Raw genomic sequence first — 15,005 nt, forward strand, 5'->3', positions numbered from 1 at the left:
TATTATTCTAAGACTCAATGAGCATTCAGAGACAGTGCTGCCTCAAGTGCATTATCATCATAAGTAATGACCTCATTGATACGCTGGCGCTTAATATCATCGGTCGCTAGGTGTGAGGCGCTGTGCCCAAGCCAAGTATGATGACCATAGGCTCTATTATCAAATGGTTCAGCTTGGCAGAGCAGTGACCACAGTTGCCAAACGCGCTGATGGGTATCGGCATCAACAACGATACGTGATGGCAAAGACTGAGCTTGCATAGTAAGTTCTTGGTTATTTGGTTGCGTATTTTTTGCTGTAGAGGGAATTGCCGTTAGTAGTTGAGAGGTGGCCAGCGGTGAATTGAGTGGATCAGCTGCATTATACTGCACTATTTGTATCGGCAACCTGCTATCGATGGCAATTGTACAGTCCCACACACTGGCATCATCTATCTTACTCCAGCCCGTCATTGCTTGTAATGATAAATCCCCGTTGGGGAGCTGCCATGAGTCATTTTGCTCACAGCTTTTAGGGCTGATATACGTTTTGGTAGTGACATGCGCTGCATTGTTAGCATTGTTAGATTCGTTTGCTTCTTTATAAAGTTTTTCTCGCTCAAACCAACGATCACTACGCCCTGCTTGCCAATACTGGCTGGTCGGTAGGCGCTGACTTATTCTGGCAACGGTCATCGGCAACAACTCTGAGGCGTTAGGTTTAAATGTATTGCTGGCATCGTTAGTCGTGAGCGTATCGGTCAATCCTACACTGCTGGTCTGTACTACGAGCCCTTCTAAGCGTTTAATCGATAAGGTGCGTAATTGCTGCTCTAATATCGCGGACAGCTTCTCTGCCGTCAAGGTGCTTGGCATGGTACGTGTCGCACTAGGCCTGTGGTCTGCCAAAAACAACCAACTCACGCTTCCCTTCGCGGACTGCGCCTTATTATCCTTAACCCCAACCTCGTTATCCATTATAGGGTATTGCAGCACCGCCGCGCTTATATAGTGATCTCCAGTGGGTAATATATATAAAGTTGGTGACGTGGCTAATGACTGCTGGTTGGCATATACCGTCATCATTAATAGCGTCAAAGGCGGTAATGCCAGCCAACGACTGATAAGTCCACGTGGTAATAACCAAGGCAACATCGCCAGCAATACCATCAGTAATATCGCCATATTCACTGGCGTATACAGCCACGCCTCTGACAGCGCTGGCAATGATGTTAACCACGTAATCAAATCATGTAAATTACTGATGATTGCGCTGACCAACACCGAGATGCTATCAGCAAGCGCAGGCCATAATAAGTAGCAAAGCCCAGCTAGTAGATTGAGCGGTACGATAACCCAGCCAAATAAACCAATGGCAAATAAATTGATGACTAGACCCCATAGTGAAGCTTTGCCAAACAATAACAACGTAATGGGTAGCAACGAGATAAATAACCAGAACTGCAACTTAAAGACACGTTTGCCTGTGAGCCATACTTTTATAAGTAAAATACGGCTATATTTAATATCATGCTGAGAGAGAGGTTTCTCTGATTGTGATAACACTGAGTTATTTTGCGACTGTGAAGCACTATCGTATTTTAGCAACAGCGCCACAGCGATAAAGGACAACCAATAACCAGCTTGCCAGAGCACATAAGGATCAAACCATGCCATCAAGACTGCCAGCGCTAACAATACTCGCATCGTACTAATGGGCAGTAAGGTCAATCGTACTAGACCTATTGCCAATAACATCCATGCAGTACGAGCAGCGGGTACATCGAAACCAGTGAATAGCGCATAAATAAAAGCAGCACTGATCATCACCCACCAGCGCACTTGCCAGCGTGGTATGTGCCGATATAAGGCTGGATACAGACGATTGAGCAAGAATACAACTGCCCCTGCCAGCATAATCGCTAAAAACAACACATGAGTGCCCGAGATAGCCAGCAAATGTGAAATACCAGCCAATTGATACAGATCTTTGGTATCGCGATTGATTAAGCTGCGATCGCCTGTGAGCAAACTTAGAGTCACCGCTTTTGCTTGCTGCGTGGCTGTAGTTTGTCCCGCCCACTCTTGATAAAAATGCTGTCGCAATTGCCAACGCCCTTGGTCAATCTGAGTACGAAAACGCTTAAGATAGGAGCGAGAAGCAGCTTCCAATACAGACGACTCATCGAGCGCAAAAGACGACGTACTGGTCGTCACTATATTTGCCACCCCATCGATATGACGACCTCGCAACCAGCGATAACTGTCAAACCCGGAGGGATTATTGAGAGCTTGCTCAGAGGTAGCAAGCGGTGCGAGCGTTAACGTCATAAACAGCTGATCACCCGGTCGCAGCTGATTTAGATCAGCGACCTGAGCGCTTTTAGAGCCTTTTTTTGGATAAGCATTGAGTAGCACTCGATATTCAATATTGCTATCACTACTTTCGTTTGAAGTATCATTAAAGAAATTATTGCCTAGGCTATTTTCTATACTCGTGAAGTAATTGACCTTAGCACTATCTAATTCTTGAGCCGTCAACTCAGAAATTAGGGGCGATATATGACTGACGGTAGCGACTTGTCGATAACCGCTATTGGTGACACCATCATAAACGCTATCACTAATACCCTCGATAGTGACCAAAGCCTGTACACGCATAGACTCAGTAATTTTGGTCGCTTCAGCCTGCTGATAACCCATCAAGGCTTGCAATGCGCTACCCATCACCAGCCCCATAGCCAGCATCACTATCAGCAAATAATTAATAATACGAATGGGAAATTTAGAGGAAGAAGAAAAATATTTAGACGTGTCTTGAGAAAAAGAAGGTTGAGAAGGTTGGTGTTTAGAAGAAAGCTTTTGGACGTTTACCAAGTTATTAGACAACGTTTGACGCTGATTAATGGCTATCAAGACAATAGCAATGATGACTAATAATAGCGGCCAACTGTTAGCGTTATGCAGCTCTATTAATGAGTTGATTGGTATCGCCAGACTATCCGCGACTGCCAAAACGCCCATCATAACGATAATCACCAGACTACCAAGTAACCAGTACACCAGCGCTCCTTGCTTAATGAGCTGACTGTTTAAATACAGTCAATTTTAACGGATTATTATTGCTCACAAAAATGGGTGCGAATATGTCGTTTCACTCTAGCAATGACGACTATCTCGTTGGTCAAGCGATAGCATTTATTTTAGTATTGCCCTATACTGATGAGAGGTATTACAATAATAATTATTCGACACTATTACCCTTTTTTTCTGATACTATTCCCACCCGTATTTTATTCCTAATATCTCTTTATATCAGCCCATCAATATGATTGAGCCTGCGGTTGATAACGATTAAAGGCGATACTGTGCCCCAAAAACGTCTTAAAGACTTGCTGCCCACACCAGAGAAAATTCTAGAAAGCCGCATTTTGAAATTATTTGCACCGCATTTGGCTGATCCGCGTTTATGGCATTTTAACCGGCACAGCTTAAATAAAGCGGTCTATATCGGTGTACTCAGTGCATTTTTTCCGCTACCCGGACAGATGCTATTGGCATTAATTGGCTCGCTAATTTTTCGTGCCAATGTCCCTATGGCGCTTGGTTTGACGTGGATCACCAACCCCGTCACTAGCCTGCCTATCTTTTACGCAGGTTACTACATCGGTGCCAAGATTATTGATGTGCCGATGATCAGTTTACGACTTATCGGCAGGATGATTGCTGACTTTAGCTTGTGGGTACTATCTGATGGCGCCAACCCCTTTATCACTTATCACGGTACTGTTTCATTAACCGCGTTTTGTGTGGGAAGCGCCATACTCGCCATTATTACCAGCATCATTTGCGGATTGGCATTTAAGGCTATTTGGCGTTATAAAACCGTGTCAAGCTGGCAAAAACGTCAGCACACCGTTCAAGAGAAACCGCCTAAACGATAATCTGCAACCTCAACACATACGGCTCATTGAATCCAATTACTCGTCTTCTTTGTCTTTTTCTATCGCTGCTAGGACATTGTCTGTAAAGCTGCTATCCATCACAAAGATATCGACCACTTTTTCGTCTTTGAGCAGCGTATAGCGTTTACCAGTGGCGCTATCCTGCGCTTTTAAATCGTAATCAACACCTGCCAGCGTAATAGAATCAAAAACTGAAGTAAGTAGTTCGATCTGTGCATCTTTGTCGACGGTGTCAAACAACGTTGGATCAATATACGGCTTCAATGGCTCATTGCCTTCTTCGGCACTGCCAAAAGCAGCGATTGGATCTTCATCTTCATTCATTGTCATTATCCTTGTTCTATTAAATAAGGCTACTACAGCCGATTCTATATAAAAAAATACATCAGGTATATTGTTAGGATTACTCTGTCTGCACTACTCTTTACTGCATCCAATTATACTCAGCAAACTATAGTTGGCAACCTATTTTTTATACTCTACTTTATGATATTTCTTCTAAAGCGTGTCATCATTTTAAGTAAAGTAATAAAAATAAGCCCCATTGTAGCCAAACAAGAAAAACAGCGAAGATAATATCGAGGTATTAACTGGATATTATCTTCGCTGTTTGGCAAAACTTAGCCATTGTTAGCTTATCTATATGACTGTTGATTGAATTGAGAACATACCTTAATACTTAAATACTTAGGATATTTCATACTTAAGCCATTTAGTATTGTTCCCAATGACCATTACGCAGTAACAGCTGACGATCCGCCAATGCCGCCAAGTTACGGTCATGCGTCACCATCAGTAGTGCCGTTTGCATGGTACTTTGCAGCTCTGATAGTAAGCCAAAAACGCTTTGCGCATTGTCATAATCCAAGTTGCCCGTTGGCTCATCTGCCAATATGAGCGAAGGTTTGGTGACGAGTGCACGAGCAATGGCCACTCGTTGACGCTCACCGCCTGATAGCTCGCCAGGTCTATGCGCCAAACGATGCTCTAGACCAACGCTCTCTAATATCGCTATTGCTTGATCTCTCGCCTCAGTCGTTGATACTTTTGGGCGTAGCAGCAATGGCATCGCGACGTTTTCAATCGCTGTGAACTCTGCCAATAGATGATGGAATTGATAAATAAACCCTAAGTGCTTGTTGCGCATCGCACCGCGTTCGGTTTCATTCATACTGTTTAATAGCTGACCATGCAACCAGACTTCACCACTGGTTGGCGTATCCAGTCCACCCAGCAAATGCAGCAAGGTGCTTTTGCCCGAGCCGCTAGTACCAACGATAGCGATGCGCTCACCCGCGTGGACGGTCAAATCCAAGCCTGTCAATACTTGGGTACTGACCGCACCTTCATCATATATCTTATTAATATTGGTCGCCTTTAGAATGGCAGACATAGCGCTTCCTTTATTTTATTTATACCGATATTCATGATTTTTTAAACCTGACTAAACATTCTAACCTTGAGCGAGCAAGCAAATCCGCGGCTCAATCCCTCGCTTACGGCTTTAACTATTCATAGCGCAGTGTTTGTGCAGGCTGAATTTTAGCCGCTCGGCGTGCTGGATAAATCGTGGCCAAAAAGCTCAATACGAACGATGCACCAGTAATCAATACCACGTCCGTCAAGCGCAGCTGTGATGGTAGGTAATTGACAAAGTAAGCATCAAAAAGATTGAGACCGAAGGCTTGATTAATAAAGCCTAGAATATCGCTAACCGTGAGCGCAAATATAACGCCCAGTATCGTACCCGCAATCGTACCGATGACGCCGATGACCACGCCTTGTACCATAAATACTTGGGTAATCAGACGAGGTGACGCGCCAAAGGTTTTGAGAATCGCAATGTCTGCTTTTTTATCCGTGACCAGCATCACCAAACTTGAGACAATATTAAATGCTGCCACTAGAATGATTAAGAACAGTAGCAATCCTACCATGGCTTTTTCCATTTGGATCGCCCCAAATAGATTGCCATGCGTTTGCGTCCAGTCATTCGGATAGAGTCGATCAGGGGCAATAGCAGCCGCTTTTTGAGCAGCAATGGGCGCGGTAAAGATATCATTTAGCTTCATACGGATACCTTGAGCACCAGCTGGCAGGCGTAACAATTTGCCAGCATCACTCATCGGAATAAAGGCCATGAGGCTGTCCACTTCTGGACTGATACTAAAAATACCCGTGAGGGTAAAACGCTTAAAGCGCGGTATCACACCAGCAGGTGATGGCGATGCTTCTGGCAACACCAAAGTCACCTTATCACCGATACTTAAGCCCAGTGATTGCACCATCTCTTCACCCAGTACAATACTAAAATCACCAGCTTGCAGCGTGTCGATACTGCCTTCAGTCATATGATCGTTGATGATCGAGACATTTTTTTCGTACTGAGGATCGACGCCAGTGACCATAATGCCTGCTACTTGGCCATTCGACGTCAGCATGCCTTGTAATTGAATGAAGGGTGCCACAGCAGCCACTTCTGGATCTTCTTTGATACGATCTGCCAATTGTTCCCAATCGCCAATCACCTCACTTGAGATGACCGTTGCTTGCGGCACCATGCCCAAAATACGGGTTTTTAGCTCGCGGTCAAAACCATTCATGACCGATAGTACCGTAATCAATACGGCAACCCCAAGGGTCAAACCTATCATCGAGATCAGCGATATAAAGGAAATAAAACCATTACTACGCTCTGCTCGGGTGTATCGTAAGCCGATAAATAACGCTAAAGGACGAAACATATTCAAACTCTTTATCTTATCTACGTGCGACTTTTATATGCGCCAAAACGAGCAGCGACAAACGCCTTATATATGGCGTCTGCCATACCAACATATAAATCGAACACAAAAATAGGGTTTAAAATAGGCCAGATTTGGCCATCAAAAGGGAGCTAGTTTGACACAATTTGGCAGATATGTGCCAGTCATTAGCAAAAACTGCGCGTATTTTTTAATAAAAATAGGGTTTTGTTATTATTTTTTATGAGGGGCTTGCTATTACTTGCGTCTATACCTATATATTGTATGCTAAGGACAATTGTCACTAACCCCTCATTGTTGTTTGCTGACCCTGTGCTGCTGACATTGCTGGCTATCATAGACCAATGATTGTAAATATTGGATGCTAGATAAGCAATCACAGCGTTAGGTCTAAACTTCATCGCTGACTTAAGTTTGAGTATTTTCATGACCATTAATTATCAGTATAAAAACATCCAATCTCCTACCAAAATCACATTATCCGACGAGCAAGCTGCGGGTCATGCCGATCATTGGCGTATTTTAACCGATGACATGAGTCAGGATGTGCCAGAGTGGCTACAAAAAATGATCGAAAAGGCGGCCATGCCCAAAGGTCTTAACCCCAACGTCAGCGCCAAAGACAGTTGTTTGTTGTTGTCTGAAGATCAGCCTTGTCACATCAACCAAGTACTGGCAATGAAAGACGGCAAACCAGAACGTTTTATCAACGCCTACCCTTGTGTTGACAGTCCTTATGGGCTGCATTGCAAAATCGAACGTATCATCGCCAATGACAACTCGCACGACGCAGTACTGCGCCTACGTACGGCTGATGGCAGTATTATTTATGCCTTTGACCAGCTTTATACCGCCAATCGCCACTTATACCAACGCGACAGTTCGTATTTTGCGAATTTCAGTGCTTGGGCGCATGAAATTAAGCTGAGCGAACAGCAAGAAGTCATTATGGTAGAAGATCAAGAAGCCATCCGCTATCACCGCGCGTTTAATGACATCGTCGCTGCCAATGATGGTCAGATACCAGACGATCTACAAGAGCAGATCAAAGAATGGAAGCCTGAAACTAAAGAACAAATGGCTCCTGTAGAGATTAACTTGGGTCATATGTGTGCGTATCTGTTCGGTGATACTTTGGGACAAGAAGACGAAGCATGGTGCCAAGGTCAAGTGCTTGGCAAGCAAGAAACTCTCTTTAATGGCAAATCAATTATCTTGTTTGATGTGGTAATACTACGTGAGCAAGATGCCGATCCATTCGTGGTACGTATTGGCGCGCTCAATACAGTAGAGACCGCTTCTATCAAAGTACATGACTACATTCAGGCAAATGTTTGGCTACAAGCCGCCATTTACAAAGAAAATCAAAAGTCACAAGACGCGACGGCGCAATCAAAAGCCAGCTAAGGAATTTAACAACTATCCTTAACTATACGTCATAGTGACAGTCATCGATCATAAAAAAATCCCCTAACATAGAATTAGGGGATTTTTTTATGGTCGGTGTGAATAAGATTGATCAAAACTAACCGATTGGGAGAATCTAGAAAATACAGGCTTAAGCCGTTAAGCCATCGTCGTCATTGATTTGATACGCTTGTATAATTCTTTTTGCTCAGCACTTGGACGCGCAGTCTGTACCGCCATCAGTTGTGACATGTCACCTTCGACACGAATTTTGCCACCCATAAACGCACCCATAATTTCATTAGTGTCGAAATCAGTGATGATAGATTGCAAGATACTACGGTCAAGCAAGAGTGTGGTGGTCGCATTATCATTCAAGCCGCGATGCAACAAGCCATCAGCAAAGTTGGCTTCGATGTCTTTGTCCGTGTCGGACACTTTTAGGTTAATAATCATATTAGCCAGCGCTGGCGGCAAATTTAGCTCACCGGCTTCACTACCTAACTTCTCAACGTCATCGAACCATGCATCTGTCAAAAAAACTGCCATCTTATTATCCTTAATGAATGGGGTACTGGGTTCACCTTATGGATTAACGCCGCCCAATTGTGTCCAAATGATTAAACTCGTTATTTTGTCATTGTTGTCATAACAATGGATAGGAAATCTACTATCGATATTCTTCAGCCTCATTATAAGGGGCGATTTGATGATAAGTAAAACCTATTTATAAGGCTAATGTTGCCATTGTTACAAAAATTTCTCTAGAGTTTGTCCTTGTACCCTGCAATTCGTATCATTTAACCCTCTAGAATAGTCTTGAAATTGGGTATAAAATAGGCTCCTAGCATAACTACAAAGAGTTGCCTGCCTAGATTTTTACCAAAGAGTTTGTATTTTGCCGCATAGTTCTGATGATATTTGATTAGGATTGCGTTACAATACCCTTAAACAGAGTCGGGAGTTTTAACTAAACATTACGTTAATCTGTTTTTTTGTCAGCCGCCGCTAGCATACATCAATGGTCAATAATATTTTATTACCAGATGGATACCAGTATCTATCTTCGTTAGTGCTGTTATTTTCAGTAATAATTAAGATAAATCCTTAACATCACTAGATGTTTGATGCTTATATACGGTGCCACTCCTTATTCCCCTTGACGAGTTATTAACAATCCTACTATCAACTGGTTGTAAGCGAGATATTTTTCTAGCGCTTCCCCCTTCCTCTTTGCATCAGTAGATACCGAGTGGAAGCTTAGCTTGATAGTTAATAACCTTAAGATGATAAATGAGTCAAAAAACAGCATGTACCGCAGTCACTATTTGCTTGCATCAATTTATTTGATACATATAGCGCGGAGAGTTAGTTAATTCTGTTGATAATTCGGGCTGTAAAGGAATCATCCAATGAGTTTACAAAACACAGCAGTTGACCGTGAGTACGAAATTACTGTCGTAAGATTTTTTACGATAATGGCCGTTGTATGGGGCATCGTCGGCATGAGTCTTGGCGTGTTCATTGCTTCACAGTTAGCATGGCCAGCACTCAACTTTGACATCCCATGGCTGACCTTTAGCCGTCTAAGACCGCTACATACCAATGCGGTTATTTTTGCGTTCGGTGGCTCTGCCCTGTTCGCAACGTCTTACTACATCGTCCAGCGTACCTGTAAGACACGCTTGTTCGCACCGTATTTGGCTTGGTTTACCTTTTGGGGTTGGCAGGCTGTTATCGTTTCTGCTGTCATTACATTACCGCTAGGTTTGACCTCGAGTAAAGAATACGCTGAGCTTGAGTGGCCCATCGACATATTGATTGCGTTGGTGTGGATATCTTATGCCATTGTTTTCTTCGGAACACTCATCAAACGCAAAACCTCACATATCTATGTGGCTAACTGGTTCTTTGCCGCTTTTATTATTACGATTGCGTTACTACACATCGTAAATAGCATGGCGATTCCGGTTAGTGCGTTTAAATCTTACTCGTTATTTGGCGGTGCAACCGATGCCATGGTGCAGTGGTGGTACGGACATAACGCGGTCGGTTTTTACTTGACGGCAGCTTTCCTTGGGATGATGTATTACTTTGTCCCAGTACAGATTGGTCGTCCTATTTATTCGTATCGTTTGTCTATTGTTCACTTTTGGGCGTTGATTGCGTCTTATATGTGGGCTGGCGGTCACCATTTGCATTATTCGGCGCTTCCTGATTGGACGCAGTCATTGGCAATGGTGTTCTCCATTATCTTATTCGCGCCTTCTTGGGGTGGTATGATTAATGGTGTCTTGACGCTATCTGGTAGTTGGGATAAGTTACGTACCGATCCGATCATTCGCTTTATGATTGTGGCACTGTCATTCTATGCCATGTCGACATTCGAAGGCCCAATGATGTCTATCAAAACCGTTAATGCGCTATCGCATAATACGGATTGGACAATTGGTCACGTACACTCAGGTGCGCTTGGCTGGGTGGGCATGATTACTATTGGTTCGCTATATGTACTGTTGCCTCGTATTTATAATAAGCCAAAAATGTACTCTATCAGCTTAATCACCACGCATTTCTGGCTAGCGACGGCAGGGACTATCTTTTACATCGTATCAATGTGGATCTCAGGTATTGGCCAAGGCATGATGTGGCTGGCTACTAACCCAGATGGTACTTTGGTATATAGCTTCGTTGATACGGTTGAGTTCTCACATTTCCCATATATTGGTCGTGCTTTTGGTGGCTTCTTATATGTGTCGGGCATGTTTGTGATGGCATATAACGTTTATAAAACACTTAAGATGCCTGAAGGTAAGCCTGTAGATGTTGCTGATCCTACGGATCACGAATCTAGTGTCAATACCTCGACAGCTAAAGTATAAGGAGCGATCATGGCTGGTACACCGCATGAAATTATTGAAAAAAATACAGGCTTGTTGGTCATCGGTATCGTTATTGCGATTAGTTTTGCAACGTTAGTTGAAATCGTACCGCTGATTTATGATAACAAGGGTCCAGAAGAAGGTGGCGTGAACGCCCCACTACCTTCTATGGAGCCATGGACTGCGCTTGAATTTGAAGGTCGTGATATTTATATTCGTGAAGGTTGTCACGTCTGTCACACGCAGATGGTTCGCCCACTGCGTGCTGAAGTTGAACGTTATGGACCGTATTCACGTGCCGCTGAATCAACATGGGATCATCCATTCTTATGGGGTTCAAAACGTACAGGGCCTGACCTAGCACGTGTTGGTGGACGCTATTCGGAAGATTGGCAAAAGCAACATCTCATTGCGCCACGGTCACTAGTACCTGAGTCAGTGATGCCAGGTTTCCCTTGGCTTGCGACTAACGAAGTCAACGGTACGAACGTACAAGCGAAAATGCGTCTATTCCGCGATCGTTTTGGCGTACCTTACACTGAAGAAGATATTGAAGGTGCTCCTGATGCTGTGCTTGGTGCCACTGAGCTTGATGCTTTAGTCGCCTACCTTCAGCAGTTAGGCACCGCAATGGAAGGACAGCGCTAATGGGTATTGGTGAATTACAAACAATTGCGACCGTCTCTGCCTTTGTTGCCTTCGTAGGCGTTGCATGGTGGGCGTATTCGCCAAAAAACAAAAAACGCTTCGAAGAAGATGCACAACTTGCGCTTGATGACGAGGATATAAAGTCTCTGTCTGAAGAGCAGCGCAATAAGGATAAACGATGACATTTTTTTGGAGTTCTTGGATCACGCTATTCAGTTTCGGCTGCTGGCTTTTCATTCTTGGCGTTCTACTGTTTGTATTAAAATACAAGCCAGACGTCGAGGAAGACGGTACCACTGGTCATGAATATGATGGTATCCGAGAATACGACAAACCACTCCCTAAATGGTGGTTGGTGATATTTTTTGGCTCAATCGTTTGGGGTGTCGCTTACTGGGTATTTTTCCCAGCAATGTTCCCAGCACACTGGGAAGGCATCGCCACCGTAGAAGTCGATGGCGAAACCGTACCATGGACCTCTAAGAACGAGCTATTCAGTGAGCTTGAAAGCAATAATAAAATCTTTACCGATAATTTTGAGCAAAGCATCTTGGTAAAAGCAGATGCAGCGGGCGCGACTGCAACATTGGGTACACTTAATGAATTGCAAGCAACCATGCGTCGTAGTGAGACACCACCTGCAGATTTGCAAACACAAATTGACGGAAAAATTGCTGAGCTTGCCCCTTATATTGAAAAGCTTTCTGAAAATCCGAACGCCCTAAAAGTCGGTAGCCGTTTGTTCTTACAGAACTGTTCGGTATGTCATGGCTCTAATGCGAAAGGTGCAACAGGCTACCCTAACCTAACTGATAATGATTGGTTATATGGCGGCGAAGCACAAAATATTTTGACCACGCTACACAATGGCCGCGTTGGTGGTATGCCAGCATGGCGCGATCAGATCGGTGAAGACGGTGTGCGTGCAGCATCAGAATATGTATTATCGTTGTCGTCAAATAACGGTAGTAAAAGCAACGGCAAACTTGATCAGACATTGGTTGCTCAAGGTTCAGCTATCTTCCAACAAAATTGTGCGTTATGCCATGATAAAGATGGCAAAGGTATGATTTCAGCGGGTGCGCCAAACTTAACTGATACCATTTGGTTATATGGCGGCGAGCGCGAAACGGTACGTAATACTTTACGTTACGGACGCGCAGGTGTGATGCCGCAGTGGGAAACGAAGCTAGGTAATGAGCGTATTATGCTACTTGCTGCTTATATTTACTCTTTGTCAGACAAGCCAGCTAAGGCCACTCAAGCCCTACCTGTTACTGCTACTGCGCCAAAAGCAGCAGCACCGGCAGCAGCTACCGTTAACTAAGACTACTCTAGTCAGTCGTTATAGGATAAATGGATAAGATCGAAAAAAGGGAGAACTGTTATTGCAGTTCTCCCTTTTGTTTGGCAATTTGGCTGAAGATTTTAGTTTAAGCGCTTTCATGTCTTTGTCATGATACTTATTTACTCTGCGAAGCCTGCTGTGTAGGCGACTCGACGGTAACCAGTCGGTCAATATAATTTGGATACAATGATTGTTTTTGAGCATTATTACCCCATTTATAGTAGGGATAATGCTAAAATAGCACGATTTAAAAACCACGAATCGATCGCCATTTTTAGTATGAATGGTTCAATCGTAATTGGCTATTTACAATCGCTCATTTGGTAGCAGGGTCCGCTGTTTTTACAGTGATTATCCCACTCAGCTACTTACTGACATTGATAACATCGCACATCCCGACATCTTTTTATTATAGGTGTTTGTTCATCATGCCAGCAGACTGATTCTTTTTTTAAAGAGGCACGTTTATGTCAGCACCACAACCCAATAAAATCCCTGTACAGCAGATTGATCTTGATGCCACCAAGCATCGTATTCATCCTCGATTTATCACGGGTTTTTATCAAAATATCCGCGTCGTTAGTATGTATGCGTTTTTGGCGCTGTTTTTGCTACTGCCATGGCTGCGTTATAATGATAGGCAGGCAATATGGTTTGATGTACCCTCGCAGCATTACTATATTTTTGGCATGACTTTTTTGACTCAGGATTTTTATTTCATTGCCGCCTTTGCGCTGATTGCCGCTTTTACCTTATTTATGGTAACGGTATACGCTGGTCGGGTATGGTGCGGCTATGCGTGTCCCCAAACGATCTGGACGCATCTCTATCAGTATGTTGAAAAATGGGTGATTGGTGACCGTAATAAGCGCATGAAGTTCGATAAAGAACCGATGAGTGCAAAAAAAGCCTTTAAACGTGGTTTGGTATATTTTATTTGGTTTGTTTTTTCAATGATTACGGCGACTACATTCGTAAGCTACGTCTCCGGCACTGATAGCTTATATCATAGTTGGCAGATGATAGGCGTTATACCTTTCCCTGATTGGCCTACGTGGATTTGGGTATCTGTCTTTATCTTTGCTTTTTCTACCTATGTGAATGCTGGCTACATGCGTGAGCAGATGTGTGTTCAAATCTGTCCTTACGGGCGCTTCCAAAGCGTTATGTTTGATAAAGATACGCTGATTGTTTCCTATGATTATGAGCGCGGTGAGCCACGGGGCGCGCGTAAAAAAGGGACCAATCCGGAACATTTAGGCGACTGTATCGAATGTCAGATGTGTGTGCAAGTATGCCCTACTGGTATCGATATTCGTGATGGTTTACAAGTGGCCTGTATTCAATGTGCCGCGTGCGTCGATGCCTGTAATGAAGTCATGGATAAAGTGGGTTATCCCCGTGGCTTGATTCGCTATACGACAGAACGGCAACTGGCAGAAAAAGAGAAAAGCCGAGTATTTCGCCCACGGTTTTTTGCCTATTTAGCGCTACTGACCGTGCTTTGCGGTGGTGTCGTTTATGCCTTGACCGATCGTGTCCCCTTAGAGATTGATATTCGCCGTGACCGTAATCAGTTGTCATCGATCAATACTCAAGGCATGATTGAAAACAGCTATATCGTTAAGCTGACCAATAAAACACAAGAGCCGCATATCTATAAGATAACCCTTGCCCCGCAAGAAGGTCTGAGTTTGGAATTGCGTTTTAATGATGTACCATTAGAAGCAGGTGAAAGCTTTGATATGCCCGTCAGTATTTATGGTGATCCTGATGTCATTGAATCTGGTCAAACGCTTGTTACCTTAAATGTGAACAGCAATGATGGTCAGTACATGGTCAGTAAGCAAAACGTCTTTACCACCCAAGGTCAGTAAACGCTTGCGTGTGGCAAGTGTAGACTCATATATTTCACCCGTTAGTCATTGACGAGCGGGTTATAAATTATCACTAAACTGACAGCCGTTAGCCGTCAATTTATCCGTCGATACCACTGTATAGATATCCGATAA

General features: G+C 43.7%; 12 protein-coding genes. 7 read left to right on the forward strand and 5 right to left on the reverse strand.

Annotated elements, in window-relative coordinates:
* Window positions 1–14 precede the first annotated feature (14 nt).
* Window positions 15–3,041, reverse strand: a complete 3,027-nt coding sequence (locus J5X94_RS07050) for a ComEC/Rec2 family competence protein (protein WP_210540750.1) — start codon at window positions 3,039–3,041, stop codon at window positions 15–17.
* A 305-nt stretch (window positions 3,042–3,346) separates the two neighbouring features.
* Here J5X94_RS07050 and J5X94_RS07055 point away from each other — a divergent pair, with 305 nt between their 5' ends.
* Window positions 3,347–3,922 carry a DUF2062 domain-containing protein gene (locus J5X94_RS07055; RefSeq protein WP_037033357.1) on the forward strand — a complete coding sequence of 192 codons (576 nt, stop codon included), beginning with the start codon at window positions 3,347–3,349 and terminating at the stop codon, window positions 3,920–3,922.
* Between the two features lie 36 nt (window positions 3,923–3,958).
* Here J5X94_RS07055 and J5X94_RS07060 read toward each other — a convergent pair whose 3' ends face one another.
* From J5X94_RS07060 to J5X94_RS07070, 3 genes are all read right to left on the reverse strand, one after another.
* Window positions 3,959–4,267: a hypothetical protein gene (locus J5X94_RS07060; protein WP_010199620.1), complete on the reverse strand. Its 309-nt coding sequence runs from the start codon at window positions 4,265–4,267 to the stop codon at window positions 3,959–3,961.
* Window positions 4,268–4,655: 388 nt separating this feature from the next.
* Window positions 4,656–5,336, reverse strand: coding sequence for a lipoprotein-releasing ABC transporter ATP-binding protein LolD (gene lolD / locus J5X94_RS07065; protein ID WP_010199619.1), 681 nt, complete (start codon window positions 5,334–5,336; stop codon window positions 4,656–4,658).
* Between the two features lie 115 nt (window positions 5,337–5,451).
* Window positions 5,452–6,687 carry a lipoprotein-releasing ABC transporter permease subunit gene (locus J5X94_RS07070; protein WP_010199617.1) on the reverse strand — a complete coding sequence of 412 codons (1,236 nt, stop codon included), beginning with the start codon at window positions 6,685–6,687 and terminating at the stop codon, window positions 5,452–5,454.
* Between the two features lie 447 nt (window positions 6,688–7,134).
* Between J5X94_RS07070 and J5X94_RS07075 the strand changes: the two genes are divergently transcribed.
* The gene (locus J5X94_RS07075) at window positions 7,135–8,115 is read left to right on the forward strand and encodes a hypothetical protein (RefSeq protein ID WP_201591448.1); all 981 of its coding nucleotides are present in this window, start codon (window positions 7,135–7,137) and stop codon (window positions 8,113–8,115) included.
* Between the two features lie 159 nt (window positions 8,116–8,274).
* On the opposite strand, the gene J5X94_RS07080 is transcribed toward J5X94_RS07075, so the two are convergent.
* On the reverse strand, window positions 8,275–8,664 hold the full coding sequence (locus J5X94_RS07080) for a hypothetical protein (RefSeq protein WP_010199611.1): 390 nt from the start codon (window positions 8,662–8,664) through the stop codon (window positions 8,275–8,277).
* 863 nt (window positions 8,665–9,527) lie between these two features.
* On the opposite strand from J5X94_RS07080, the gene ccoN reads away from it, so the two are divergent.
* From ccoN to ccoG, 5 genes are all read left to right on the forward strand, one after another.
* A complete protein-coding gene (gene ccoN / locus J5X94_RS07085) occupies window positions 9,528–10,997 on the forward strand; it encodes a cytochrome-c oxidase, cbb3-type subunit I (RefSeq protein WP_210540751.1) in 1,470 nt (489 codons plus the stop codon).
* A gap of 9 nt (window positions 10,998–11,006) precedes the next feature.
* On the forward strand, window positions 11,007–11,645 hold the full coding sequence (ccoO, locus tag J5X94_RS07090; protein WP_010199607.1) for a cytochrome-c oxidase, cbb3-type subunit II: 639 nt from the start codon (window positions 11,007–11,009) through the stop codon (window positions 11,643–11,645).
* Entirely contained in the window at window positions 11,645–11,827 is a 183-nt protein-coding gene (locus J5X94_RS07095; protein ID WP_010199605.1) for a CcoQ/FixQ family Cbb3-type cytochrome c oxidase assembly chaperone, read from the forward strand. Before ccoO ends, J5X94_RS07095 begins: the two co-directional genes overlap by 1 nt.
* Entirely contained in the window at window positions 11,824–12,972 is a 1,149-nt protein-coding gene (gene ccoP / locus J5X94_RS07100; protein WP_010199602.1) for a cytochrome-c oxidase, cbb3-type subunit III, read from the forward strand. Before J5X94_RS07095 ends, ccoP begins: the two co-directional genes overlap by 4 nt.
* A 488-nt stretch (window positions 12,973–13,460) precedes the next feature.
* The gene (gene ccoG, locus J5X94_RS07105; RefSeq protein WP_189584539.1) at window positions 13,461–14,870 is read left to right on the forward strand and encodes a cytochrome c oxidase accessory protein CcoG; all 1,410 of its coding nucleotides are present in this window, start codon (window positions 13,461–13,463) and stop codon (window positions 14,868–14,870) included.
* Window positions 14,871–15,005: the final 135 nt, after the last annotated feature.

The organism is Psychrobacter sp. K31L (assembly GCF_017942195.1).
GTDB lineage: Bacteria > Pseudomonadota > Gammaproteobacteria > Pseudomonadales > Moraxellaceae > Psychrobacter > Psychrobacter glaciei.

Excerpts from the sequence above, each read along its gene's own strand:
- J5X94_RS07060 (WP_010199620.1), bottom strand. The coding sequence starts at position 4,267 with ATGAATGAAGATGAAGATCCAATCGCTGCTTTTGGCAGTGCCGAAGAA.
- lolD (WP_010199619.1), bottom strand. The coding sequence starts at position 5,336 with ATGTCTGCCATTCTAAAGGCGACCAATATTAATAAGATATATGATGAA.
- J5X94_RS07070 (WP_010199617.1), bottom strand. The coding sequence starts at position 6,687 with ATGTTTCGTCCTTTAGCGTTATTTATCGGCTTACGATACACCCGAGCA.
- J5X94_RS07075 (WP_201591448.1), top strand. The coding sequence starts at position 7,135 with ATGACCATTAATTATCAGTATAAAAACATCCAATCTCCTACCAAAATC.
- J5X94_RS07080 (WP_010199611.1), bottom strand. The coding sequence starts at position 8,664 with ATGGCAGTTTTTTTGACAGATGCATGGTTCGATGACGTTGAGAAGTTA.
- ccoN (WP_210540751.1), top strand. The coding sequence starts at position 9,528 with ATGAGTTTACAAAACACAGCAGTTGACCGTGAGTACGAAATTACTGTC.
- ccoO (WP_010199607.1), top strand. The coding sequence starts at position 11,007 with ATGGCTGGTACACCGCATGAAATTATTGAAAAAAATACAGGCTTGTTG.
- J5X94_RS07095 (WP_010199605.1), top strand. The coding sequence starts at position 11,645 with ATGGGTATTGGTGAATTACAAACAATTGCGACCGTCTCTGCCTTTGTT.
- ccoP (WP_010199602.1), top strand. The coding sequence starts at position 11,824 with ATGACATTTTTTTGGAGTTCTTGGATCACGCTATTCAGTTTCGGCTGC.
- ccoG (WP_189584539.1), top strand. The coding sequence starts at position 13,461 with ATGTCAGCACCACAACCCAATAAAATCCCTGTACAGCAGATTGATCTT.